Annotated in this window: 23 protein-coding genes and 1 tRNA gene; 6 read left to right on the top strand and 18 right to left on the bottom strand. The window is 44.3% G+C overall.

Annotation, left to right across the window (positions count from 1 at the left end; genetic code table 11):
* Positions 1-132: 132 nt before the first annotated feature.
* The 7 genes from rseP to rimO all read right to left on the bottom strand — a co-directional run bounded on the left by rseP (position 133) and on the right by rimO (position 8,201).
* On the bottom strand, positions 133-1,509 hold the full coding sequence (gene rseP, locus I6E86_RS03460; RefSeq protein WP_197175328.1) for an RIP metalloprotease RseP: 1,377 nt from the start codon (positions 1,507-1,509) through the stop codon (positions 133-135).
* A 221-nt stretch (positions 1,510-1,730) separates the two neighbouring features.
* Positions 1,731-2,936, bottom strand: coding sequence for a 1-deoxy-D-xylulose-5-phosphate reductoisomerase (ispC, locus tag I6E86_RS03455; RefSeq protein WP_227680519.1), 1,206 nt, complete (start codon positions 2,934-2,936; stop codon positions 1,731-1,733).
* Between the two features lie 132 nt (positions 2,937-3,068).
* Positions 3,069-3,878 (bottom strand): phosphatidate cytidylyltransferase, encoded by an 810-nt coding sequence (locus I6E86_RS03450; RefSeq protein ID WP_194362882.1) that lies wholly within the window; start codon positions 3,876-3,878, stop codon positions 3,069-3,071.
* A gap of 177 nt (positions 3,879-4,055) precedes the next feature.
* Entirely contained in the window at positions 4,056-4,811 is a 756-nt protein-coding gene (gene uppS, locus I6E86_RS03445; protein WP_197175326.1) for a polyprenyl diphosphate synthase, read from the bottom strand.
* 234 nt (positions 4,812-5,045) lie between these two features.
* The gene (gene frr, locus I6E86_RS03440; protein ID WP_197175324.1) at positions 5,046-5,600 is read right to left on the bottom strand and encodes a ribosome recycling factor; all 555 of its coding nucleotides are present in this window, start codon (positions 5,598-5,600) and stop codon (positions 5,046-5,048) included.
* 120 nt (positions 5,601-5,720) lie between these two features.
* Positions 5,721-6,446: a UMP kinase gene (gene pyrH, locus I6E86_RS03435; protein WP_194362879.1), complete on the bottom strand. Its 726-nt coding sequence runs from the start codon at positions 6,444-6,446 to the stop codon at positions 5,721-5,723.
* A 171-nt stretch (positions 6,447-6,617) separates the two neighbouring features.
* Positions 6,618-8,201, bottom strand: a complete 1,584-nt coding sequence (rimO, locus tag I6E86_RS03430; RefSeq protein WP_197175322.1) for a 30S ribosomal protein S12 methylthiotransferase RimO — start codon at positions 8,199-8,201, stop codon at positions 6,618-6,620.
* A 136-nt stretch (positions 8,202-8,337) separates the two neighbouring features.
* Between rimO and I6E86_RS03425 the strand changes: the two genes are divergently transcribed.
* The 3 genes from I6E86_RS03425 to I6E86_RS03415 all read left to right on the top strand — a co-directional run bounded on the left by I6E86_RS03425 (position 8,338) and on the right by I6E86_RS03415 (position 11,955).
* Positions 8,338-9,732, top strand: coding sequence for a two-component system sensor histidine kinase NtrB (locus tag I6E86_RS03425; RefSeq protein ID WP_197175320.1), 1,395 nt, complete (start codon positions 8,338-8,340; stop codon positions 9,730-9,732).
* Between the two features lie 83 nt (positions 9,733-9,815).
* Positions 9,816-11,660, top strand: coding sequence for a sigma 54-interacting transcriptional regulator (locus I6E86_RS03420; RefSeq protein WP_197175318.1), 1,845 nt, complete (start codon positions 9,816-9,818; stop codon positions 11,658-11,660).
* A 210-nt stretch (positions 11,661-11,870) separates the two neighbouring features.
* A tRNA-Leu gene (locus tag I6E86_RS03415) sits at positions 11,871-11,955 on the top strand.
* 213 nt (positions 11,956-12,168) lie between these two features.
* Here I6E86_RS03415 and I6E86_RS03410 read toward each other — a convergent pair.
* The 3 genes from I6E86_RS03410 to I6E86_RS03400 all read right to left on the bottom strand — a co-directional run bounded on the left by I6E86_RS03410 (position 12,169) and on the right by I6E86_RS03400 (position 14,350).
* Entirely contained in the window at positions 12,169-12,567 is a 399-nt protein-coding gene (locus I6E86_RS03410; RefSeq protein WP_197175317.1) for a ribbon-helix-helix domain-containing protein, read from the bottom strand.
* A gap of 30 nt (positions 12,568-12,597) precedes the next feature.
* Positions 12,598-13,158, bottom strand: coding sequence for a DJ-1/PfpI family protein (locus I6E86_RS03405; RefSeq protein ID WP_281269538.1), 561 nt, complete (start codon positions 13,156-13,158; stop codon positions 12,598-12,600).
* 154 nt (positions 13,159-13,312) lie between these two features.
* Positions 13,313-14,350 (bottom strand): serine/threonine protein kinase, encoded by a 1,038-nt coding sequence (locus I6E86_RS03400; protein WP_227680518.1) that lies wholly within the window; start codon positions 14,348-14,350, stop codon positions 13,313-13,315.
* A 334-nt stretch (positions 14,351-14,684) separates the two neighbouring features.
* On the opposite strand from I6E86_RS03400, the gene I6E86_RS03395 reads away from it, so the two are divergent.
* A complete protein-coding gene (locus tag I6E86_RS03395; protein WP_197175314.1) occupies positions 14,685-15,656 on the top strand; it encodes an ATP-binding protein in 972 nt (323 codons plus the stop codon).
* Between the two features lie 40 nt (positions 15,657-15,696).
* Here I6E86_RS03395 and I6E86_RS03390 read toward each other — a convergent pair whose 3' ends face one another.
* The 7 genes from I6E86_RS03390 to I6E86_RS03360 form a co-directional block, all read right to left on the bottom strand.
* Entirely contained in the window at positions 15,697-16,851 is a 1,155-nt protein-coding gene (locus I6E86_RS03390) for a ribonuclease Z (RefSeq protein ID WP_197175312.1), read from the bottom strand.
* A gap of 32 nt (positions 16,852-16,883) precedes the next feature.
* Complete coding sequence (locus tag I6E86_RS03385) at positions 16,884-17,156, bottom strand: hypothetical protein (RefSeq protein ID WP_197175310.1); 273 nt, start codon at positions 17,154-17,156, stop codon at positions 16,884-16,886.
* Positions 17,157-17,250: 94 nt separating this feature from the next.
* A complete protein-coding gene (locus tag I6E86_RS03380; RefSeq protein WP_197175308.1) occupies positions 17,251-17,919 on the bottom strand; it encodes a glutathione S-transferase in 669 nt (222 codons plus the stop codon).
* Positions 17,920-18,135: 216 nt separating this feature from the next.
* Positions 18,136-19,206, bottom strand: coding sequence for an EamA family transporter RarD (gene rarD / locus I6E86_RS03375; protein WP_197175306.1), 1,071 nt, complete (start codon positions 19,204-19,206; stop codon positions 18,136-18,138).
* A gap of 240 nt (positions 19,207-19,446) precedes the next feature.
* On the bottom strand, positions 19,447-20,517 hold the full coding sequence (gene rarD, locus I6E86_RS03370; RefSeq protein WP_197175304.1) for an EamA family transporter RarD: 1,071 nt from the start codon (positions 20,515-20,517) through the stop codon (positions 19,447-19,449).
* Between the two features lie 200 nt (positions 20,518-20,717).
* Positions 20,718-23,519, bottom strand: a complete 2,802-nt coding sequence (gyrA, locus tag I6E86_RS03365) for a DNA gyrase subunit A (RefSeq protein WP_197175302.1) — start codon at positions 23,517-23,519, stop codon at positions 20,718-20,720.
* A 278-nt stretch (positions 23,520-23,797) separates the two neighbouring features.
* Entirely contained in the window at positions 23,798-23,977 is a 180-nt protein-coding gene (locus I6E86_RS03360) for a hypothetical protein (RefSeq protein ID WP_197175300.1), read from the bottom strand.
* Positions 23,978-24,208: 231 nt separating this feature from the next.
* Here I6E86_RS03360 and I6E86_RS03355 point away from each other — a divergent pair, with 231 nt between their 5' ends.
* A complete protein-coding gene (locus tag I6E86_RS03355) occupies positions 24,209-24,490 on the top strand; it encodes a hypothetical protein (protein WP_197175299.1) in 282 nt (93 codons plus the stop codon).
* A 161-nt stretch (positions 24,491-24,651) separates the two neighbouring features.
* Positions 24,652-25,542 carry a methyltransferase domain-containing protein gene (locus I6E86_RS03350; protein WP_197175297.1) on the top strand — a complete coding sequence of 297 codons (891 nt, stop codon included), beginning with the start codon at positions 24,652-24,654 and terminating at the stop codon, positions 25,540-25,542.
* Positions 25,543-25,554: 12 nt separating this feature from the next.
* Here I6E86_RS03350 and I6E86_RS03345 read toward each other — a convergent pair whose 3' ends face one another.
* Positions 25,555-26,919 (bottom strand): ABC transporter ATP-binding protein, encoded by a 1,365-nt coding sequence (locus I6E86_RS03345; RefSeq protein WP_197175295.1) that lies wholly within the window; start codon positions 26,917-26,919, stop codon positions 25,555-25,557.
* Between the last annotated feature and the right edge of the window lie 70 nt (positions 26,920-26,989).

Below are 26,989 nucleotides of genomic sequence, written 5' to 3'. Positions count from 1 at the left end.
TAAACTAAAAATTACGATTAGTACAGAGACCGCGACACAAAGTATTGCGTGTATCATAACAACAATTGAGGCCCAGCAGTCGTAAAACCATTAGTATATCGTGCTTTATCAAAGATACTACCGACAAATCGATTAAAACAGCCGGCTGATGTCATTACCAATTGCTAACACCATGAAACCTGCCAGTAAGACTAGCCCGATGTTAAGACCCACCAGTTGCACCCCGTCCGAGAGTGGCTTACCTCGTATTAACTCAATCAAGTGATAAACGATATGACCACCGTCAAGTACTGGGATGGGCAACAGGTTTAGTACCGCCAGACTCAAACTGATTAAAGCCGCCGTAGACAAGACCATCTGCCAACTGATATCAAAGCTCTGTTTGGCCACTTTGGCAATAGTAATAGGACCTGACAAATTATCCAAACCAATCATACCTGACAGCATTTTTCCCATCGAGCTGACCGTCATAACGGCTAGCTGTTCCGTCTTTTCAAATGACTTAACTAGTGACTCACCAGGGCCATAAGCTACCGTGGTTTTATAGGCATCAGGAATGACGATCTCTGACTGCTCAACCATCGCACCGATTTGCCCATAATCATTGCCCAGATTGTCTTTTTTACCTTGAGGCATGATCGCTAACTGCACAACTTTGTCATCACGCAATACGGTAAAATTCAGCAACGTCTCAGGGTTGTCACGAATGATACGTGTGGCACTGATCCAGTCTTTGATAGCTTCATCATTAATAGCCGTGATACGATCACCAACCTGTAGACCTTGGCGGCTAGCAGCACCATCAGGTGTTAAGTCGCCGACAATCGGGGCAATATCAGGTTGCCATGGCAACATACCAAAACTGCTCAAAGCATCTTTGCCCTGCGCATCGCCCTGCATAAAGTCGGTTATAGGTGCTTGATAGGTTTTGGTCGATGGCTTGCTTTGAGCATCCGCCTGTAGCGTGATACTGACATTATCCGTTTCCCCCATACGCCCAGCAAGGCGATAGTTAATCCCTTCCCACGTCTGAACGTCATGCCCATCGATAGCGACGATTTTATCACCAGCCGGCAGCTGTGCGATTGCCGCAGGTGTGCCTGGTAATACACTACCAATTTTGGTTGCTAATTGTTCAGATGGGGTCATAAACAACACCCAAAACAAAGCGATAGCAATGATGAAATTCATGATAGGACCAGCAGCGGTAATCGCAATCTTCTTGAGCGGATGCTGATGATTAAATGCCAGATGCTTCTCATCTTTGGCAACCTCGCCTTCGCGCTCATCGAGCATCTTGACATAGCCGCCAAGCGGTAGCGCAGAGATACGATAATCAATGCCACTCTTTTTGCTCGTCCAGCCAAATAATTTGGGGCCAAAACCGATAGAATATGTCAACACCTTGACACCGCAAAGCCGCGCTACGATGTAATGACCCCATTCATGTAGGGCAATGAGTGGCCCTAAGACAAATATGGCCGCAAGAATCGTTAATAAAAACGTCATGATTGTTTCTCAGTATTGTCTCTTAGCATCTTTATTAATAGCTGTATTTAAGCATGCTGAACATCGTCTTTTGACTATAGTCAAGTCTATATAAATCCGTTACATCGTCATCCTCGCTAAGCATACTAATGTATAACTTGCACTCGGTTTCCTTGTATCGAAATTATATTGAACTGACTATAGTCGTTTTTCAAATAAAGACTCGTATTATGATTTGGCTATCATTGCGCTAACTTCATCACTAACTTGTCAGTAAGATGACGCGCAATCTGATCAATGGCTAATATGTCTTCTATATCAGCCGTCACGCTTAGTGGTGGCAGCTGTATATCCGTTAAGGCTTGCTCATTGATATTTGCAATGTCAGTTAAGCGAACTTGTCCATTTAAAAATGCGGCCACTGCGACCTCATTGGCTGCATTTAAGACAATAGTCGCCTGCGTCCCTGCTTGCATGGCTTGACGAGCTAAACGCAGACAGGCAAATTTTTGTAGATCAGGTTCGATAAACTCCAAACCACTGAGCGCATATAAGTCTAGCGGCTGCGAGCCACTGTCGATACGGTTTGGGTAGGCAAGCGCATGTGCAATGGGCGTTTTCATATCTGGGCTACCGAGCTGCGCTAAAAAGCTGCCATCGCTGTATTCTACCATTGAGTGAATGATACTTTGCGGATGAATAATCACATTTATTTTGTCTTCGGGCAAATCAAATAAATGACAGGCTTCGATCAGCTCAAGCCCCTTATTCATCATCGTCGCCGAGTCGACGGATATCTTTTGACCCATTGACCAGTTGGGATGTTTGACCGCCTCTGCCACACTTGCCTGTTGCATTTGAGCAAAAGACTGTTGTAAAAATGGACCACCTGACGCCGTCAACCACAGCTTTCGTACACCATGTTCTGACTGGTGGATTTGGGTGTTGTCTTGCTGAATAGCGGATGGCAGACATTGAAAAATAGCATTGTGCTCTGAATCGAGTGGCAGCAAGGTAGCATGATGCGTTTTGACCGCATCAATCATGACCTTCCCTGCCATCACCAAGGCTTCTTTATTGGCGAGCAGAATACGCTTGCCTGCACGTGCAGCCGCTAAAGTAGAAGGCAAGCCTGCTGCGCCTACGATAGCCGCAACCACCGTATCGGTTTGAGAGTCGGTCGCAATCTCTATCAGCCCTTGCTCGCCGCCTACCACGTCGATATCAAGACCTGCGCTACTGAGACGCTTAGCAAAATCATCGACCGCTGCTGTCGGCACGCTTACGCGCTTGGGCAAAAACTGCTGACAAAGTGCAAACAGCTTGTCCAAACGGTGATGGCCTGATAAAGCATATACTTCATACTGGTGCGACTGTGCCGCTAAGATAGCTAACGTGCTATCACCAATCGAGCCTGTCGCGCCTAGTACGGCGATGCGTTGCGTCATAACCAGTGGTGCCTATGATACTTATAAATAAAAGAAGAAAATACGGTGTGATAAACATCAAAAATCATAGTGAGTGGCGATACGGAGTCAGAGGCAACTTATGAAATAACAAGCGACCTCTGCCCCATCGCGCTATACCACGATTAGGCCAAACTGTTGTATCGCCCAAAAACCCAGTGCAAATATCGGTGTGGCTGACAATAGCGAATCAATACGATCCAGTATGCCGCCATGGCCTGGCAAAATCGTGCCAGAGTCTTTTACATCAGCGCGGCGTTTGAGCATCGACTCAAACAGATCACCCAGTACAGAAGCCAAAATCGTTATCGCTGATAATGTGACAAACGCAATGAGTGGCACACCTGTCAATTGCAGTTTAAAGACACTAATCGCAATCACGACCAGCAGACCTGTGACCAGACCACCTGCCAACCCTTCCATACTCTTATTAGGTGAGACATTGGGTGCCATCTTTCGGCGACCAAGCTTACGACCGACAAAATAAGCGCCGCTGTCTGCACACCAGACTAATAAGAATACATAGAGTAGCCACCATGCCGATAGCTGCCAGAGATAAAACATCGCGGTGATTGATGCGGTCAAAATAACCACACCCATCAGAGCCAGCTGTTTACCATACCATCTCGTCTGTGTCGGGAAGACCCTGACCCAAGACAATGCCATCAGCCATATAACAAGTGACGCCACCCACCAAAACAGCCATGTCACTTTAAACATCAGCGATATGAGGGTTATCACTAAAACCATTAGCACGAATACTACAGGCTGACGCCATTTGGGCATCAATTTAGCCCACTCATGCGCGGCGATAATCACGCCAACGGCCAAAAGTGGCGCAAATAAAATAGGCGTTTGGCTCGCAAACATTGCAATACCAACGATAATAACGAGAACAATAGCCGTCTTAATTCGTTGCCACATACTTATCGAGCCTTATAATAATGAATAACATAGGGTCAAAAATGCAGTATAACAGCCAATCAACCATGGCCTACTGATAGCGATTGACACCAATTAAAACGGTTTATCACATCACAAGCAAGCAGTATTCATCACCGCCCGCATATAAATGATATCGCCTTGAAGACGACTATTTTACTATTGCTGTTGTTCGATGACTATCTGCTCACTGGTTTTGCCAAAGCGGCGTTGACGCTGGGCAAACTCTGTCACCATTGTCGCCAGCTCTTCTGCAGCAAAGTCTGGCCATAGTGTCGGGGTAAAAAAGAGTTCAGCGTAAGCCGACTGCCACAATAAAAAATTGGACAAACGGTACTCACCGCCAGTCCGTATCAGCATATCTACCGCTGGCGTGTCTGCCAGTTGCACGTACTCACCTAGCATCTCTGTATCGATATCTTCGGCGTTTAGCGTCCCCGCTTGCACTTGCTGCGCTAGCTGCTTGGCCGCATGCGCAATATCCCACTGTCCGCCATAACTGATCGCGATTACCATGGTCATGGCCTCAAACGCTGCAGTTTTTTCTTCAGCATCTGCCATCAAAACTTGTAAGTCATGACTGAGTTGACTGCGGTCTCCAATAAAACGCAGGCGAATGCGATACTCGTTCATTCGAGGCATTTGATCATGGATGGTTGAGGCCAATAGCTGCATGAGTAACGCCACCTCACTAGGTGGACGTTGCCAGTTTTCACTAGAAAAAGCAAACACGGTCAGCACCTCTATACCTGTATCAACACAGTACTCAACGATGGGATCTAGCGCGTCTTTGCCAGCCACATGCCCTTGGCCTTTACCCAAGTCATTGGCTTTACCATAGCGGTTGTTACCATCCATAATGATGGCGATATGACGAGGAAGAATAGCAGGAGCCAAAGCGGCTGAGGTAGACATAGGCGAGAGTGCTTATTGTTAAGGTAGAATAATAATAACGTGCATAGCAGCGATTAAAAAGTGCGATATGGACAATTCACAAACTTACCATAATAAAAATCTGAAAATCGAAATATTATGGCAGGTAAAATATAGTGAATATAATAGTAAAAAGCCAATAGCAATGAAGTATTGGCTGTCTACTATTAAGGGTGACGCTTAACCAGTTATTGTGATAAGCCACAACAGCCAGTTTTAAACAGCCATCAAGTCAGTTTCTTTTTTGCTCAAACGGCTATCGATGGTTTCGATATATTTGTCAGTGATTTTTTGGATATCATCACTCGCGCGGCGCTCGTCATCTTCTGATATCTCTTTCTCTTTTGCCAAGTCTTTGATGTCGTTCATCATGTCGCGGCGAATATTACGGATAGAGACTCGGCTGCTCTCTGCTTCACTGCGCGCAAGTTTTTGCATATCGCGGCGTGTTTCTTCTGTCAATGCTGGCATTGGCACACGAATCACGTCAGCGGTCATTGGGTTTAGACCCAAATCTGCTTCGCGAATAGCTTTATCAATGGCTTGTACCATTGTACGGTCAAATGGCTGAACCAGTAATGTGCGTGAATCTTCAACGTTGACACTGGCTACTTGGTTAAGTGCGGTATCAGAACCATAGTAGCTGACCATCACACCTGACAGCATACCTGGGTGGGCACGACCTGTACGAACTTTGCTAAAAGTGCTCTCAAGCGCTTCTAATGTTTTCTGCATGCGTGATTCGCCGTCTTGCTTAATCTCTTTGATCATTGTGTGTCCTTATTTATCGCTATCGATAAATTCTTTATTGTTAACTATGTAAGGTCTTAATTGTCTAAGCAACTGGCCATTTACCAATGATTGCTCTTTATTTACCTGAGTGCTGTCTGATTAATGAAAAACACGGGTACCTTCATTTTCGCCCATGATGACATTCAATAGGGCATTGGGTTTGGTCATATCAAACACTTGTAGCGGTACGTTATGCTCACGGCATAACGCAATAGCCGTCAAATCCATCACGCCAAGCTTTTGCTCTAACACTTCATCAAAGGTCAGGCCATCATACTTGACCGCATCAGAATGCAAACTTGGGTCTTTGTCATAAACGCCATCTACTTTAGTCGCTTTTAGGATCAAGCCAGCTTCGATCTCAATACCGCGCAAGCAAGCAGCGGTATCAGTGGTAAAGAATGGGTTGCCCGTGCCTGCGACAAAGATACAAACCTCACCGTTTTTGAGATAACGAATCGCATTACGACTGCTATAGCTCTCAGTCACTTCACCGATTGGCAAGGCTGACATCAGGCGTGTTTTGATATTGCGGCGCTCAAGCGCATCACGCATTGCCAAACCGTTCATCACAGTCGCAAGCATGCCCATTTGGTCACCAGTCACACGGCCGACCAGACCTTCTTTTTGTAATTGTGCACCGCGATATAGATTGCCACCGCCGACCACGATACCCACTTGGACACCCAGTCCACGTAAATGAGCGATAGACAAGCTCATTTTGTCGAGCACTTCGGTATCAATACCCATGTCTTTGCTACCAGCCAAGGCTTCGCCTGAGAGTTTTAGCAAGATACGAGCGTAACGCGGGTTTTTGTCAGACATGAGGTCACCTTTTATCATTGAATTATAAAGAACATTATCGGTAAAATACAAATCGAGTTTGCCCATAACGCCGCCTATATAGGCATACGTATTAAAAAGGCTAAATTGCGCTAATTGTAGCAAAAACTGCCCGCCATTGGGCAATTTTTGCGTGTCTGTCACACAGGTATTCTACCCCTGATAACTACCGAACAAATCATATTCGCTAGCATCATCGATTGTGACCGTTAAGAACTGACCCACTTTGACCTGATCCGTAATGTCATCGACATAGACATGACCATCGATTTCAGGCGCATCCGCATAGCTACGGCAAATGGCGATACCTTCTTCTCTATCAATCTCATCGACCAATACCATGAGGGTTTTGCCGACTTTTTCTTGCAGTTTTTGTGCTGAGATGTCTTGTTGCAGCGTCATCAGGCGCTCATAGCGAGACTGCTTAACGTCTTCAGGCACATGGTCGGGCAAGGCATTGGCAACAGCGCCTTCGACTTCTGAATAGGTAAAGGCACCCACACGATCAAGACGAGCCTCAGTCAACCAATCAAGCAAGCACTGAAAATCTTCTTCGGTCTCGCCGGGGAAGCCGACCACAAAGGTCGAACGAATGACGATATCAGGGCAGATAGCACGCCATGCTTTGATACGCTCTAAGGTGTTTTCACTGTGTGCAGGGCGTTTCATCGCTTTTAGGATACGATGACTGGCATGCTGAAACGGAATGTCTAAATAAGGCAAGAGTTTCTTTTCGCCCATCAGCTCAACGACTTTGTCTACGTGTGGATATGGATAGACATAATGCAGGCGTACCCAAATACCCAGACCGTTCAAGGCTTGGCATAAGTCATAAAATTTTGACTTGAGCGGCATCCCATTCCAAAAGCTGGTTTTATATTTCAGATCCAGCCCGTAAGCTGAAGTATCTTGCGAGATGATGAGAAGCTCTTTTACGCCAGCGTTTTTAAGTGCCAACGCTTCATTCATCACATTATCAATCGGACGCGAGTCTAAATCACCACGTAAGCTTGGAATAATGCAGAACGTGCAACGATGATTGCAGCCTTCTGAGATTTTTAGATACGCATAATGACTTGGCGTAAGCTTAATACCCGCCTCATTGATCAAATCTATCTTTGGGTCATAGTTGGCATCTTTACTGCGATTAGGCTTTGGCACATGCTGCGCAACAGCCGTAATGACTTCGTCATAGGCATGTGCGCCCGTCACGGCGAGTACTGCCGGATGCATTGCACGGATTTTGTCCGCTTCTTTGCCCAAACAACCTGTGACAATCACTTTGCCATTTTTGCTGATGGCCTCGCCGATAGCATCGAGCGACTCTTGTACTGCTGACTCGATAAAGCCGCACGTATTGACCACGACCAAATCAGCGCCTTCATAATCACTGGCGACTTGATAACCATCGCGGCTCAGCTCAGTGATAATACGCTCACTATCTACCAGTGCTTTTGGGCAACCCAGTGACACAAAACCAATCTTTGGCGCCGCACTGACTGGCATAGTGGCAGTCGCATTGGCGGTCGTAACATCACTACTTTGTGCGATACTACGATTTTGATTGTGGTTGGCTTTATGGTGATAAGGTTGGCTAGTATCTGTCTGGCTCTGCTCTTGTACTAGGGCAGGCGCGGCAGGATTAAAGATAGTGACGGTTTCTGTCGCAGCGTCTTGTGTGGCTGATAGAGCGGCTGTCGTTGTCGTGTTCACTGACTCGGTAGAAGTTTTGGACATGGCTGACCTTGCTAGAGATAAATTGGCTGAGCGCATTGTACGTTTTTTTTGCAAAAATCACCAGTTTTGCCGCTCTATAGTCTTGATTTATGGTTAAATATTATATTAAGCATCCTCACTTTTTTGGGCACTATCCATGACGGCTGATTTTATTACCACCAAAACAACCCCTGATTTAGCATTTATATCCCAGCATTTATTTACCGCTATATTATGGGTGAATGATGAGCTATCGATCACCCGCTTAAACGCCCAAGCTGAGCAACTGCTGGCCATTAGTAGCGGCCGACTGATTAACCAGTCTATTTTGACCTTATTGGCACCTGATGAATTGGTACCAAAAGCCAGTGCGTTACTTGAGAATGAGCATGCGGCGCTTGAGGAGCGAACCTATTCGTTGACAGAACGATTTGCACAAGCGCAAAACTACCAGCAGCCTTTTATTGATCACGATCACATCATTGCAACGCCATTAAATAGTAATTTGTCGCTATCGGTCGACTATAGCGTGACACCAGTTATGTATGAGCAGCAGCCCTATTTCATCATTGAGATGTGGGGTAAAGATCGTCAAAGCCGTATATCAGATGAGCAGCGTCAACAGCAGCAATATACCGTTGCTCGCCATATGCTGCGCTCGGTGGCACACGAAATAAAAAACCCACTGGCTGGTATTCGCGGGGCGGCGCAGTTATTGCAGCGGCAATTTATCAAATTCAGTGATGCCTCTACTGTCAATCAATACCCTACTACCGTCAGCAAGGTATCAACCTCTAGCGCTGACACCAGTGATGGTTTGCAAAAGATGAATCAAAAGCTGCGTAACTATACCGATATCATCATCTCAGAAACGGATCGCTTGACACATCTCATCGGACAGCTGCTTGGCTCCAATCAATTGCCAAACTGGCAGACGCTAAACGTCCATGAGCCGCTAGAGCATGTGTTGACACTGGTCATGAATCAATATCCGCAAGTGGTGTTACAGCGAGATTATGATTTGTCGTTGCCAGAGCTATCCGCTGACAAAGACCAGCTGATTCAAGTTTTTTTAAACTTAATCAATAACGCCTGTGAGTCCATGAGTGAGTTTGAACAAACCCTACAGCGAAACAAGCAATCAGAATCAAAGCCCTCTCAGTCAAAACCTGCTAACACAGCAGATTCTAAATCTAAAACACCCGCATCAATCGATACACAAACCGATCTTAAGCCCAACTACCAGCCGACCCTACATATTCAGACGCGCGTTGCCTTTCAGCATACGATTGTAGGACAGCAGCACAAGCAAGTGATGCAAATCACCATCACGGATAATGGTTCAGGGATTGATCCGGCGCTCATTGGACAGATATTTTTTCCGATGGTGACCAGCCGTGCAGCGGGCACGGGTCTTGGTTTGTCTATCGTCCAAGATATCATCAGTCATCATCATGGTATGATCGATGTCAGCTCGACAGGATCATCACAGGATAAGCAGACTCGATTTACGTTATATCTGCCTTTTAATCAACCTTTAGCCGAAACATAAACGACATCTGTGCATAAAGCTGCTAAATTATAAGACAACTCATCCCAAACTTATCATAAATAATTGCTCATTAGGCCCGATACATGACTCAATACAGCGACAACCACCCACCTAAAAGCAATGCTCAGCCCACAATGGTAACTGTAAATAACCTGCCAAGTGACCAACCTGCAACGTTATGGTTGATTGATGACGATTCCGCCCTACGTATGGTATTAGCTGATACCTTTGAGGATGCCGGACTGACCGTTATCAGCTTTACCCAAGCGCAAGCGGCGTGGACCCGTCTCAATGATGTCTTAAAGCAGCCAGAATCAGTTGCCCAGCTACCAGATGTGATATTGACCGATATTCGCATGCCAATGATGGATGGTTTGTCCTTTAGTGATTGGGTACATCAGCACTTCCCTGACATGCCCATCGTCATCATGACAGCGCATTCGGATCTCACCTCTGCGATTAATAGCTATCAAACTGGTGCTTTTGAGTACTTGCCCAAGCCGTTTGATTTGGATGATGCAGTCGCAACGATTTATAAAGCGATCAACTATCAGCCGAACATCGAGCAATCAAATATTGACAACAGCCATTATCCAAATGGAACCAATATCCAAGAAAGTGCCAACGCGCCTGCCGCTATTCAGGCAATGCCTCATAAAACCACTCAAGCAAAACCTAAGACGGCAGTTGATGTCAATTCTGATAAAAAACCTGCTAGCAGCCTTGCTAACAGCTTCAAAAATAACACCGGAACGCCAACCGATGCCAAAAGCAATAAAAACCCTAGTGGCATCATCGGTCAATCACCTGCCATGCAAACGGTGTTTCGCGCCATTGGTAGACTGGCACAATCGCCTATTTCGGTGTTAATTACAGGAGAGTCTGGTACCGGTAAAGAGCTGGTTGCCAGTGCCCTGCACCAGCATTCTCCCCGTAAGCAGCAACCTTTTATCGCTCTTAATATGGCAGCGATACCACATGATTTGATTGAGTCCGAGCTATTTGGTCACGAAAAAGGCGCGTTCACTGGTGCAACCACCACTCGCCAGGGCCGCTTTGAACAGGCTGACGGCGGCACGTTATTTTTAGATGAGATTGGCGATATGCCATTTAGCACGCAGACACGACTGCTTCGGGTACTGGCCAATGGCGAGTTTTATCGCGTCGGTGGTCAGCAGCCTATCAAAGTAGACGTCCGCATCATTGCGGCCACCCATCAAAACCTAGAGGAATTGGTGAAGCAGAATCGTTTCCGTGAGGATTTATTTTATCGCCTTAACGTCATTCGTCTACCCCTACCACCGCTGCGCACACGACCTGAAGACATTCCTGCCTTGGCCACCTATTTCATGCAATGCGCGGCTGAGCAAATGAACACGACGCCCAAATACTTACATCCTGCGGCATTACAACTGATGCAAACGTTTGGCTGGCGCGGTAATGTCCGTCAACTCGAAAACGTCTGCTTGTGGCTGACAGTCATGGCAACTGGCGATACCGTCATGGCCACCGATTTACCACCTGAACTGCTTGAGAATGTTCCGTCCGATGCAGCAGGGCATCAACCAGACCACAGCTTGTCACCTCAAGCCTCGACGCAAAGTACCCAATGGCCAAACAGTGATAGTATAAATCCTGATAATATAAACACCGATGCTAAGACGACTCAGCTTGCTATCGGTCAAAATTGGCAACAAGCATTGGCTGATTGGGCACAGCAGTCTTTAGACAGCGGCAAAACAGACATTTTACAGACAGCAATGCCTGAATTTGAACGCGTCTTATTAACGGCAGCACTCAATCATAGCGGCGGCAAAAAGATAGAAGCCGCCAGCTTACTTGGCTGGGGACGCAATACGCTCACCCGTAAATTGCAGCAGTTAGACCTATCTTCCCAAACAATACTATCTAAAGAGCAAATAGAGTAGCAATCCTCTAAATTAAATATTTATTAATATCAATTACTTAAAATAAAAATCGAAAATAAACGTAAATTAATTAAAAATAATTACAAATAGGGGTTGCCAAACTATTCAAACTCTATATAATAGCCAACCACTGAGACGCACTACCGAATCAGTTAACTGTCTATATTGTGTTTGAGTTTAAACACTAATAATGATAGAGTAACGGAAAATGGGGCTGTGGCGGAATTGGTAGACGCACCAGATTTAGGTTCTGGCGCCGCAAGGTGTGAGAGTTCGAGTCTCTCCAGCCCCACCATTTTCGGATAGTACATCTTAGACCAAATATCAAAACCTGCTTTTAGCAGGTTTTTTTTGTGTCTGGAATTTAAAATTAAAACTATAAAACAACTCGCCAGATGTATTAATCTACTTTTATAACCTTTCTAAATCCTTCAACACTTCATCCATACTCTGATAGCGTCTCTCTACCCGATTCGCCAATGCTTTCATGCACTTGCTATAGGCATCACTAATGAACAGATGGATTTTTCTCACTGTCATTGAATAAGGCACTACGTTTATTTTTACGAAGGGTTTCACGTTTAATGATATTTTTTGCATCGACTTTTTCTAAAGGTAACCTTGTTTCGCGAGAAAGATCGCCATCGGCTATTAAGGATAAATAGCGAGAACAACAAACCCTTAAAAAAGAGGTGAAATTGCCAATATCATGATCAGCATCGAGAGATTCAAGATATAGCTTAGTGATCAGCTGATTAACCGTCATTTGATCCCGAAATGACAACTCTTCTAATATATCCCAAAAAAACACCTCTAAGCGAATTGAGGTGACAACTCCCTGAATTCGAAGTGATTTAGTTTTAGAGCTCCACAAGCTGTCGTCAGCACTAATAAACAATTGGCACATATAACATCCTCTCTCGATACTCATTAAAGCTTATAACAAGGCAACAAACTGCTTTAGCATAGCTGGATGGGCGGGCCATGCAGGAGCTGTTACCAGTTGTCCATCGGTAATAGCGCCATCCATAGGTAACTTGACATATTCGGCTCCAGCCATTTCTATTTCTGGCTGACACGCAGGATAAGCAGATACTTTTTTACCCTTCAATACGCCAGCAGCCGTCAGCATTTGTGGTCCATGGCAAACCGACGCAATCGGTTTATCAGTATTTGCGAAATGCTGAATCATTGCAATGACCTTAGCATTCAAACGCAAGTACTCTGGCGCACGTCCACCTGGTAAGTACAAAGCATCGTAATCTGCGACATTGATATCGGCAAAAGATGCATTAAGGACAAAATTATGACCGCGTTTTTCGGTATAAGTTTGGTCACCTTCAAAATCGTGTATTGAGGTAGCAATGCTATCACCTGCCACCTTATCTGGGCAGACCGCATCAACTTCATGTCCCATCGCTAGAAGCGCTTGGAACGGCACCATGTTTTCATAGTCTTCAACAAAATCACCGGTAATGATAAGTACTTTAGCCATGATATTCTCACTGTATTGTAATGAAATACGGAAACCCAAATTAGTTTATAGCGACTTCGCTTAAAATGAGCCTGAATATCCATTCAAACATAAAAAACAACGACTGGGTAACATGTGAATACTACAAACAATCACTTTTTAAAATAAAATAATAAATTCAGCTATTTTCTAATAACTTTAAATCTATCAATATCTTATCCATCTCCTGATACCGTCTCTCTACACGCTTCGCCAATGCTTTGTCGACAATACATTGATAGTGACTATATTCTGTTGGTAACGTTGGAATGGGTTGTTGGCAATGCTGAATCGCCCACGCTTTCGATTTCTCATTGCTATTGTCACTTACTTGAAACGGGCGTTTTCCTGTTAGTATCTCAACCATTATTACGCCAAAAGCGTAGATATCACTTTGCATAGTTGCACTCTGTCCTTGCCAGCGCTCAGGTGCGAGATACGCGGGTGTACCAGCAGGGCTTCCTTCTTTTAGCTCGTTAAACCTCTCTGCCAAGGCAAAATCAGTCAATAATAAATTAGGCGTTAGACTATTACTCATGATATCTGATGGCAACTCATTATCAGAACCTTCAATCAAAATGTTGCTAGGTTTAATATCATTGTGTAGCCAGCTAGCCTGATGCAAATTGGCTATCAAGTGTGCGGATTGAGTGATGAAATGATGCTTTTGTGAAGCTATCAGTGTCAAATATTTTCGCCCACTCAACTGTCTCGCCAAGCTACCATTAGGATAATAAGCCATGACTACTATTACCAGCTTTTGAGGCTTCTCTAGTATTTGAACATTTACACAATGATGAGCCAATAGTGGTGGTGCAATAGCATTATCTTTGATTTTCGATGAAGCATTTACAGCAACTAAAACCTCTGCTTCATGAGTTAAATCGAGAGAGATAGGATAAGCGTCAGCACTAAACTGCCATTTGATCATGACATGACCAAACTGTGGATGTTGTGCGCGTGTCAGACCTTGGAAGTAAGTATTGTCGATGTTTTGCATATGCTCATCTTGCGTTTGTTCTGTGCTTTGCTGAGCAATCCGCTGGTGTACTATCTCACTAAAATGTTGTGCGACTAACTCTTGCGTAATAATGGGCAATAATTGCTGAAATTGTCTCTGCAACGCTTGTATAGTAAATAAATTACTGGCACTATTTCTCATGGTATTTTTTCTCATAATATAGTGAGATCACTGCCTTCCCGTTCGTATCATTTCCAAAAATAATAATAGCGCGAATAATTTTGACTAGGGCGTGTCATCAATTAGATTGTGAGACTTAAAATGAGAAAAATTGTAGATAAACAAGGAAAAAATTGCCGTTAATATGAACATATTGACAAAATTTCTGACGATGTTTAGCAAAATTTAGCCATTTTAAGGCCACTAAATGTATTAATGTGCTAATTGATGACACACCCTAATACTACGCTCAGTAGGCGCCAAAAGTTTAGCCACGTTAATGATATTTTTGGGTATGGTATTAAAGACAACCTTAATTACTAGAGCCACTATGTCACAACCAATAATCCCAACCTCGCCCTCTAATCAGCCTACTTATGCCCTACCTCAACCGTTATTAGACTTACTCAGTCAGTACTTAAAAGAGCAGGTTACACCGACGATTGAAATCGATCCGAACCAACTTGCTTATCGCTGGGTTGGTGGACGTACTGGCAATTTAGAGCCTTTGTCGGTCAACCTGTTTTTGAGCTTAGATGACTTGCATGGTATCGATACGCAAAAGTCTAAACTGGTACAAAACACCCGTCAGTTTATTAAAGGTTATCCTGCCAATCACGTCTTAATGTCGGGGACACGCGGTGCCGGTAAATCATCATTGATTCGCGCCTTGCTTCAAGCCTATCATAGTGAAGGCTTGCGTATTATTGAAGTTGCTCGCGACGATCTGCAAATATTAGATAAGATTCGCGCTGCCATTAATGCCCTACCAGCAGATTGTGATTGTCGCTACATCGTATACTGTGATGACCTAGCTTTTGACGGTCAAGATGAAAGCTATCGTACGCTAAAGAGCGTGCTTGATGGCTCGCTAGACTCTGAGCAAGACAAGCTACTAGTTTATGCCACCAGTAATCGCCGTCGTCTGCTACCGCAAATGATGAAAGACAATGTCAATATTTATAATGGTCAGACGGATGAAGTTAATCCTTATGAGGCTATTGATGAGACCGTGTCATTGTCAGATAGATTCGGTTTATCACTCACTTTCCATCCTATGGATCAGCAGACTTATCTGCATATCGTTCAGCATTATCTGAATTTAGAACAGCAGAAAATATCAGCTGATATGGATAGTGATGCTAAAAATGCTTTGGAAAGTCAGACCATGCCTGACAAGATCAAAAAGGATGCGCTACGTTGGGCCTCTGAACGTGGTGGTCGCTCAGGACGGGTTGCATACCAGTTCAGTCGATACTGGAGTGGTATAACGCAATTGAAAATTGAAGACAGTAAGCGCTAAGTCATATTTAACGCTAAATCATATCTAAGCTCAGCCATATCTAATCACTGCGTGCAGAACCTATATACTGCACGCAGTTTTTCTTTTGACAGCCCTCTTGACTGCCCTTTTGATTACCTGCCAAGTCAACGGCACCATCGACCATATATTGGTCAAAATCTGCGCCTAACCATAGATTGCCTTTATAAACGCTCTCAGCATCTAAACGAATATATGCCATATTTGGTGTCTTGCTATTGGGATTATCAAAACCCTGATAACGAGCGCTAAAGTGTGTCAAAATTAGATTATTTACGCCACTTTTTTCTACAAAATCCGCCACCAATTGCGCACTACTATGCATTGGATCAAACTCTGGATTTTTGGCTTGAATCTTAGTCAATACATCATGCGTATACGTCGCTTCATGCACCAATAAATCCGTATCAACCAGTGCATCCGTGAGACACGTTGGCGTATCGTTATCGCCAGCTACCACTACTCGCGTTCGCTGCACCTCATTATCGACATAGTCTACTGAGCACAGTTGTCTATTATCCTCAGTCTTGACATCTTCACCTTGCTGCAATTTACCCCACAATGCACTGGCTGGGATGCCTTTCGCTAGCAGTTTACCTGTATCAAGCGTACGATGATGGATGGTCTGCGTGATACCAAATGCATGAGACACAACCCGATGTGATAGCGGTGTGATATCGATATCAAGCTGATGCTGGTCGCTCAAGCGAATATTAACCTTATTGGTGTTACCTTGCTCAGACAGCACCTCTTCAATCGCTATAAAATTAAGAGCAAAGGGTAAATACAATTCCGTGGTTAAGGTAATGGCTTCGAGCAATATCGCGATTGCTTTTGGGGCAATGAGGGTCAGCGGATCGCGGCGGCCTGACATGGCTGCACTCGCCAATAGACCTGGCAGGCCATAGCAATGATCGCCATGCACATGAGTGATACAGATGGCGGCTAGTTGATGCAAAGAGAGCTTGGTATGTAATAGTTGCTGCTGCGTCCCCTCACCGCAATCTATCAGTAGCCATGGACGCGACTTTTTGTTCTGATTATTGTGATTGGCAGCCCGTGATTGACCATTTGGCTGAGTACCATGCGTATTCAGACATTCAATCGCCAGTGCGGTTACATTACGCTGTTTGGTCGGCACACCGGCAGAGGTACCCAAAAAAGTCAACCTCAACATAGATTACCTCCCTTACACATGATATTTATCTGCTATGACAATTGGCACATCATGGTTTTTTGCGCTTCAACCATCTGCCCACCATTGGCCGTACACTCATTGACCATATTGGACTCATAAGATTTCCAACCACCATAAAAGCTCGCTGCGCATAGTATAACCACGAGCAATTTTTGTGACCAAGACTTGATAGACACCTGCTGGCTATCGATTTTTTGTCTGTCGTCTATGCTATGGACGGCAATGCGATTTGCATCATTGTCTGTCTCTGATGTTTCATTATGCGATTTTTTTAAGTCTGTCATTGTTCTATCCTAAAAAAGGCTTTGTTTATGGATAAACAAAGCCTTAGGTTTATATGGCTGCTTGAGCATTGGTCAGTAATTATACCAGTATTGGCTAAAAATTTAGACGACCGCCCTTTTTTTCTGCAAGTTTAAAGGCATCTCGCTCTTCACAGCGTTTGAGCCAGTTTAGGATATTGGCATACTTATTCTTGTCTAACCCTGCACCAGCATTGGCCCCGATCACGGCAAGATGCATCTGAATATCTGCGGCACTGAACTCACTGCCTGCAAACCAATGGTTTTTATTCAAATGCGCCTCCATCATGCCCAGCATTTTTTCTAAACCACTGCCAATCATATTTTTCTCGACTTGGCCTTGGATTTTTTTACTAATGGGTCTGATGAGCATCGGTGATTGGGATACGACTTTGGTAAATACCAGACGCATGACCAATAGTGGCATCAACGAGGCTTCTGCAAAATGTAGCCAAAAAGTATATGCTTCCCATGCCGATTCATTACTATCATCAGGTTTGAACTGCTTTTCTTTATCATAGTGTTTAATCAAATACTCGATGATAAAACCTGATTCAATCAGTACGCGATCATCCACTTCTAGCATCGGAGCATGACCAATCGGATGCACTTTTTTTAGGCTATCAGGCGCACGATATACTTTGTTGCGCTCATAACAGGTCAGTTTATAATCGGCGTTCAATTCTTCTAACAGCCAGATGATACGAAACGAGCGTGAGTTTGCTAAATGATGAAGATGTAACATAAACCGTCCTAGTCATATATTATTTTAAATCAGCCCTAATTTTTTAGAGACAGTCTCTTAGAGAGGATGCCTCGCTTTCAATAAAGCGTGATAGCACTGCCCTCGATAATAGCCTAATTTATATCCCTTTGACACAGCAAGTTTGTAGAACTGCGACGAAAAACATTGCCTACCAAGTCACCTCCATCAACGATTATGACGCTAACCTGATCAGCATTATTCTAGATGCAACGCTTCAATCTTACGCGTCATCTTATCTATCTTTTGCTGATATTTTTTAATTTGGCGGAATCTATGTGCGACTAGTACGCCCTTGATACGGCGATTTTTGAGACGACGACGTGGTGGAAAACTACCCACTTGTGGCTCATTGTAGCCATGTAAACGGTCTTCACGTTTGCGCGCCATATAACCCAGTGCACTGTCTACAATCATAATCAGCAGTGCGACAAAAATCATGCCATACATCAGCATAGAACCACCATCATGTAGGCTGCGATCTAAAATTGCGATCGAAAATACAAACAAGAATATCGGCTCAAGGTAGCACAACGTTCCAAACAATGAGACTGGCAATTTCTGACTCGCTATCATTGTCAATGACATCGCAGCGGTACTAATAATGCCAAGTAAAGGCAACAGATACCACAGCTTATGGTTGGTTATTGCGACTTCAAAGCCACCATTTATGTACAGCGCAACCAATACGACTGGTAACAACAACACAAGATCCGATATAAGACCAGTGATGGGCGGCACTGCTAAATAACGACGCAATAAATAATAAGGCGGGTAACCCAAGCAGACAAACAACGTCGCCCAAGAGATAGCACCATATTGAAAGATATCATAAGCAATACCAAAGCCTGCGCATCCGATGGCAACCCACTGGAGTAGGCTCATGTCTTCATTATAGAAAAACCGACCAACCACAATCATAATCATCGGATATAAGAAGTAGCCTAACGTTACTTCTAGCCCTAGCCCATTCACGGGTGCCCACATAAATATCCAGATTTGTGCACCTAAAATCGGTGTGGGTAGTATGAATAAAAACCATTCTTTCGCGTTTTTTAGTGTTTTTAGATAATCAAAAATATGCTGCCACTGCTTTAGCAAAGTGACTAGCAACACCAAGCTAAAAAACATCGTTAGCACGCGCCACGACGCGACTTGCGTCCCTGATAATGGTTGCAGTAGTAAGCCAAATAGAAACAACAATGAGTATAAAAAATTTGCAGCCACGGCAGTGATTGTACCCTGCGAGGTTTGGTTAGTAGTCATCATGGCAGCGGCCTTTAACGATTGGTGCACATCCTTGGCAATTTTTAAAAAAAACAAAAGCCTCAGACGAGAACGTCTGAGGCTTTTGCAAATAAGGTCGTCGCGCAATCTAAGATAAACGCTTTAAATGTATGGTGCTTACATCATGGTAGGCATTATGTCAAAGTCAAAACAGATAAGCAATGCCAGTGTTCACCTATTGACTCAACTTCTTCATTGAGTAAATTAAATGCACCTAACTGATTATTTTAAATCAAGTTTCTCTATTTTTTGCTGTATCTTATTCATCTTTTTTTGATAGCGGCGTTTCTTACGAAAACGATGGGCTGTTAGCACGCCATCGATACGCTGATTGATAAAATGACGCCGTGGAGGAAAGCCCCCTATCTGCGGTTCTCTATAACCATGCAAATGATCATCACGGCGACGAACCATATAGCCTGTCGCACTATCCGCCATCATAACCAGTAGCGCAAGCGTAATCATGCCGTACATAAAGAGAGAACCGCCCTCCTCAAGACTCTGACTGAGAACGGTAATAGATAACACAAATAGCAGCATAGGCTCTACATAGCTTAATGCCCCAAATAATGACACGGGCAGCTTACTACTAGCAATCATTGTCAATGACATCGCAAGCGCACTAAAAGCACCCAGCAATGGCAATAAATACCAAAATTTTATGTCCTCAGCGGCCACACTAAAACCATCAGTCACATAAAGCAGGATAAGCACCACTGGTGTTAATAATGTCAAATCAAACAACAAGCCAGTAATTGGCGGGACAGAAAGCGTGCGACGAAGCAGATAATATGGTGGGTAACCCAAGCACACAAACATCGTCACCCAAGAGACCGATCCATACTGAATGATATCGTAACCGATGCCAAGTGCTGCAAATATCGCGGCGACCCACTGTAATACGCTCATATACTCATGGTAAAAAAACCGACCTAGCACTATCATCACTAGCGGCAATAGAAAGTAGCCCAAAGTAACATCCAAACCAAAGCCATTCACCGGTGCCCACATAAATAGCCAAATCTGTCCGCCTAGGATTGGCGCTGGCAATATAAATATTGCCCATTCCTTGATTGTTTTTAGCGTCTTTATATAGTCAAAAACATGCTGCCACTGCTTGGTAAAACTGACTAGTAACATCAGACTCAACAGCATCATCAACACACGCCATGACGCTACTTGTGTGCCAGTTAGGGGCAGCATAAAAAGCCCGAATAGAAACATCATCGCGAATAAAAAGCTCGATGATATCGATGCAAGGGTACCTTGAAAGGTTTGATTGGTCGTAAACATAACAACAGCCTTAAAAATATAACTTTATGGGCGTAATTTATAAAAAATTATAGAAGCTGGGGTTTATATAACTTAAGAGCTAACAGCAGACCTCAAAATTAATAATCCTCAGAAAAACAAAAAAGCCTCCGACGACAACGTCAGAGGCTTTTCTAGAACAATCATATAAGACTAGATCAAAAAGCTAACTACTGAGACACTTACTCGCCGTCTAATTCATCACTGTTTGCAATATCAATAACATCACTAACGTTGGTTGACACTGCGTCACCAGTCGCTGCATCGATGTCTATCTGCTCTTGACCTTCTACATCGAACGTACCGTCTTCTTTCATGGCATCGATAAGCTCATCATCGCCTTCTTGGTGCTCGACACGCGCCATAGCGACCAGTTTTTCATCTTTTGACAGACGAATCAAAGTGACACCTTGAGTATTACGACCAGAACTGGCCACATGCTCAACTGGCGTACGAACTAACGTGCCTTTGTCAGAGATTAAGATGATGTCATCTTCAGGATCAACCTTAGTGGCACGAACCAGCGCACCATTACGCTCACTGGTCTTGATCGCGATCACACCGCCACCACCACGATTTTGCGTATTGAACTCATCAATGAATGTACGTTTACCAAAGCCATTTTCACAAGCAATCAGAATTTCACGTACATCGTCTTCGATAACGACCAATGATTTGATAAATTCGTCAGTAGCCAGACGCATACCGCGGACGCCTTTTGCAGTACGGCCCATCGCACGTGCATCATTTTCATCGAAACGAATGGCTTTACCGCTTGAGGCAAACAACATGACTTCTTGGCTACCATCAGTGATACGAGCGCTGACCAATTTATCGCCGTCTTCTAGACCAACTGCAATGAGACCGTTCGAGCGGATGTTGGCAAACTGCTTAAGCTCAACACGCTTCACAGTACCATTAGCCGTTGCAAAGAAGACAAAAGGCGCTTCTGCTTGGTTGCTGCCATCTAATGAGTCATCATCGCTATCTATTAAGATATCTGCGTCTGATATCTCACCTGTGACCGATGTGTCTTCTACGATTTTTGGAATCGGTAATATCGTCGTAACGGTTTCATCACCATTTAAGCCAATTAAATTAACGAGTGGACGACCACGAGCACCGCGGCTGGCGATCGGCACTTCAAAACCACGTAAGCTAAAGACACGCCCACTATCCGTGAAGCACAATACGGTAGAATGCGTGGATGTCACGACTAGATGATCAATGACATCATCTTCTTTCATCGCCGTGGCAGACTTGCCTTTACCACCACGTTTTTGCGCGACATAGTCGTCAATCGGCTGAGTCTTGGCATAGCCAGTACGCGATACCGTCATAACGACCGTTTGCTCTGGAATAAGGTCTTCACGGCTAAAGTCAGTACGTGAGTCAATAATGTCCGTACGGCGCTCGTCACCAAAGTTATCACGAATCTCAATCATCTCATTTGAGATAATGGTCATTAGCTTATCGAAATCACCTAAGATAGACTCTAAATGCGCAATTTCACGCAATAGGTCTTGGTATTCTTCAGTCAATTTGTCTTGCTCAAGACCAGTCAGACGATGCAGTTGCATGTCTAAAATGGCATTGACCTGTTCAAGAGACAAGCGATAACGCGCTTCGCCTTCGATTAGGCCAAACGGTGCTTTAGGATCTTCGCCTTCGATATAATCAGGACGTACTGATTGACTACCAGCAGCCGTCAACATCGCAACGACGCTGCCTGAGCCCCATGTATTATTTAATAAGCTTTCACGTGCCAATCCACGGTTTGCAGAGGCTTTAATTGTGGCAATGATCTCGTCAATATTGGCAAGTGCGACCGTTAGGCCTTCGAGCAAATGACCACGAACACGCGCTTTGTTCAATTCATAAATCGTACGGCGTGTCACCACTTCTTGACGATGACGGACAAAAGCAGCGATTAGCTGACGCAACGTCAATATTTTTGGCTGACCATTATCGAGCGCCACCATATTGATACTGAAGCTTGATTCAAGTGGCGTTTGTAGAAACAAGTTATTAACAATAACTTCAGCCGTCTCACCGCGGCGCAAGTCAATAGCGATACGCATACCGTCTTTGTCAGACTCATCACGAATTTCGCTAATGCCTTCGATTTTTTTATCACGTACGAGCTCTGCGATACGCTCAATCAGCTTGGCTTTATTGGCTTGATACGGTACTTCTGTGAATACAATACGTTCGCGATCACGGTTGACGCCAGCATTACTCATCGGCTCGATATGGTAACGACCACGAATATGCAAACGACCTTTACCCGTACGATAAGCATCTAAGATACCTGCACGGCCATAGATAATACCGCCTGTAGGAAAGTCAGGACCTGAGATATGTGACATCAGCTCTTCAGCTGAAACTTGTGGGTTTTCGGCATACGCCAAACAAGCATTGATCACTTCAGTCAAGTTATGCGGCGCCATGTTGGTCGCCATACCGACAGCAATACCCGTTGCACCATTGACCAACAGGTTAGGAATACGCGCTGGCATGACGCTTGGCATGCGCTCAGAGCCATCGTAGTTGTCTTCCCAATCGACCGTGTCTTTGTCCAAATCAGCAAGCATTTGATGAGTCAGTTTGGTCATACGTACTTCGGTATAACGCATGGCTGCCGGAGGATCATCATCGATCGAGCCAAAGTTACCTTGACCATCAACCATAGGATAACGCAAGCTGAAATCCTGCGCCATACGGACAATCGCATCATATACTGCGCTGTCACCATGCGGATGGTACTTACCGATGACATCACCGACCACACGTGCTGACTTCTTGTATGGCTTATTGTAATCATTAGATAGCACATGCATGGCATACATCACGCGGCGATGCACAGGTTTGAACCCATCACGCACATCAGGCAGTGCACGCGAGACAATCACGCTCATCGCATAGTCTAAATAGGACTGCTTCAGTTCATCTACGATGCCAATAGGACTGACCGACTCGCTCATATACACTCCTTCATTCATATCCCCGTTATTCATTTTGCAGGCTTTATAGATAGATTATTGTCCCCCATAAACATTGATAAAAATCAATTTGTATGGCGAGCAAAGCAGCACGATAAAGCGTGAAAAATACTGGGAAAATGATGATATTTTTGATAGTAAATAAAAGAAACTATTTTAGCACAAATTTGCTGATTTAGGGGGCTTTGACTGCCATTAAAATCAAGCAATACAGCTTCTTAGTTGTCATATTTGCCACAATAAATTCATACCAAAAAACACTACTGACACGTTTGTTTTGATTGACTGATTTTGCCATTTTTGCAGACAAACTTACCATCTGCTGAACAATGTGATACGCCGCCCATTTTTCCTGAACAGGGTGTATTACGTGCTTGCACTTGACCAGAAAATGACAGGGACAAAATAACGGTTAGCAGTACTGTGCTGATTGATTTCATATCATATCCTTTGATGTATAACAGCGTAAAACCTCAAAAAATAGTATCCAGTGAGTACCGTCTTTTGAGAGGGTGTGTAAATAAATGACTGACTTTTTTCATGATTATATTATGATTTAAACCACGTCGATGATGCTATTTTTTTGGTGACACTAGACAAAAAATTTCTAACCGCTACACTAACTCATCTTTTACGATACGTACATCACTACCTAACAGGCTACTCTTATTATGGATATCATTCTTGCGATTGTTTGGATTTTAGCGATGGTGCTATACAGCTTTTCGAGCGATTATGTTACTAGCTTTCCTAACCATAACAATCGCGCTGTCCCTTATGTCCGTTGGGGAGCACTTTTAGCCGCTATGGCTTTATCAGCATACTTGTCAAAAGCCTACCAAGAAAACCTACAAGGCAATGGTATGTGGGTGTTTGTTATCGTCGTATTTGTCGTTATTGTTTTAGCGAAAATCATCTTCAAATGGGTCATTAACAGACGTTTGAAAAAATAGATAATACTAACTATTTTCTGATAGTCAAAGAAATCTAAAACAGCTACAAGGCAGCCGACCGCAGATTGTACATATCGTACCTCTAGGGAGAGTAACACCGTAGCGGTTTGGTATTTCGCTGACTATACTCTAACCCTCTTAATTATTGATCTGAATACCTTATGCCAACGAAACATCAAGACAGCCAACCTGACTCAAACCACTCCATACCAGCAGAATTTGATCAAGCAGAAGTCCATCAAGCAGACACACGTACTGACCGCAGCTTTGATGCCATTGCGGATCATTTCGAAAAGAAAGTCTATGGTGGTCTAAAGGGTGACATCCGACTGGCAGTGCTACGCCGTGATATCTTTGAATATTGTACACAGATGAGTCAAGACCTTGGTCGACCTTTGCGTATCTTAGATGTGGGTGCAGGATTGGCTCAGATTTCGGTTGAACTGGCCACTTTTGGTCATACGCTGACTATCAATGATATTTCTGAGAATATGCTAGAAAAAGCAAAAGCCAGTGCAAAAAAGAGTGATCAAGCGTTAGATATCACATGGCATGTTTGCCCGTATCAAGATCTTGCAGGAAAGCTGTCTGAAAGCGAAGTGGCTAATTTTGATTTGATACTCTGTCATGCGCTACTAGAGTGGTTGGCTGAGCCTGCGGCTGTCATGGACTTTTTCGATCAGCATCTTACTGATAATGGCGCGCTGTCACTGTGCTTTTATAATCCTGCGAGTTTCGATTATCGTAACCTGATAATGGGCAATTTTAACTTGTTGGATAATACTGGCTACAAAGCTGATAACCAAAAAAGCCTAACGCCTAATTATCCTGTCGCTAAAGAAGAAGTCGAATCTTGGCTCATTGCCCATCAATACCGAACCCTACGCACCAGCGGTCTGCGCGTCTTTCATGATTATACCCCGCTCAAGCGCGGTGGTAATAACGACCCTGTTGCTGTGATCAGAATGGAGCTACGCTATTCACAATTAGAGCCATACAAGTGGTTAGGACGCTATTTGCATATATTAGCCACTCGCTCAGCATCAGACTAGAGTTAAGCGCCATTAGCCATGCTCGTCTATTCTTTCAGATCTGTCGTATTCTGACCACGTGGTGGCATTGATGTCTTTTTCGTCGAAGACCACGACGTGCTCTAGCAGCGGCAAGATACCAATATGCGAGCCAATCTCATGATTGTGATGGCTGGCAACCAACGATAAGACGGTCTGCCCGTCATCTAACTGCAACCGATATAAGTAGTTGGCGCCCCGAAACACACGTCCGATAACCAATGCCGTCTGCTTACTATCATCGTCATGAATGATATCATCAGGACGCACCAGTACTTTGATTGGTGTGCCGTTTGGATAATCGTATTCGCAGTACTTTGGTTCGCCTGACTCACCGTAGACTTCCATACGCCGATAAATATTGCCCAGTGCTGTCTCGACATGACCTTCTTTGATGGTGCCATCTATCATAGCGCCTTCACCGACGAACTCCGCGACAAACGGACTGACAGGCTCGTGATACAGCTCGCTTGGCGTCGCCCATTGTACCAACTTGCCCTGATCCATCACTCCCACTTTATCTGCTAATGCAAACGCTTCATTTTGATCATGAGTGACCAAAATAGCCGTAGTATTGGTGCGCTTGAGAATATCACGCACGCTCATAGCCAATGACTCACGCAGCACCACATCTAAGTTAGAAAATGGCTCATCGAGCAACAGCAGCTCGGGCTTTGGGGCCAATGCTCTTGCCAACGCCACACGCTGCTGCTGACCACCGGATAGCTCATTTGGGCGTTTGTCCGCATGCTCGGTCAGCTCAACAAGGCTTAACATCTCAGCTACACGGGCTTTTTTGTCAGCAGATGACCATTTGTTTAGGCCAAAGGCGATGTTTTTTGCCACGCTCAAATGACCGAACAGCGCATAATCTTGGAACACCATACCCATACCGCGTTTGGCAGGTGCTACGGTAAATGAGCTGTTTTTTGTCTGTTCAGTGAGGCGCTGATTGTTTAGGTATATGCTGCCGCCGCGACTCTGTTCTAGCCCTGCAATGGCACGTAATGCAGTGGTCTTTCCGCAGCCGCTATAGCCCAAGAAGCAACCTATTTCTCCTTGCTCCAGCATCAACGATAGACCATTGACGACGACAGTATCGTCATAGCCTACGACTAAATTTTGTATACTAAAATATGGATGGGTAGCGATAGGTTTCTCAGTCTGTTTGTGAGTGTGTTTCTTATTATCTTGATTGCTGCTTTGATTACTGTCTTGATATGAGGCATCGGTTTGATTCAAGGCATTTTTGGACGGGCTTTGCGGTCTCTTAACTGGCGACTTTGTCACAGGATTGAGAGGCACTTGTGATTGTGTCGACTTGGCATCTGATGGAGGGTTTATTAAATCAGTATACATAGACGGTACCCGTTCGCTATTGATGAATGCATCATACATAAAACAGTGCAAAATACAGTAAGGAAAAAAG

The sequence above is a fragment of the Psychrobacter sp. SWN149 genome, from assembly GCF_015864565.1.
Lineage (GTDB): Bacteria > Pseudomonadota > Gammaproteobacteria > Pseudomonadales > Moraxellaceae > Psychrobacter.
Note: the sequence above shows the minus strand (reverse complement) of the source record. Positions and strands in the feature narration are given on the sequence as shown.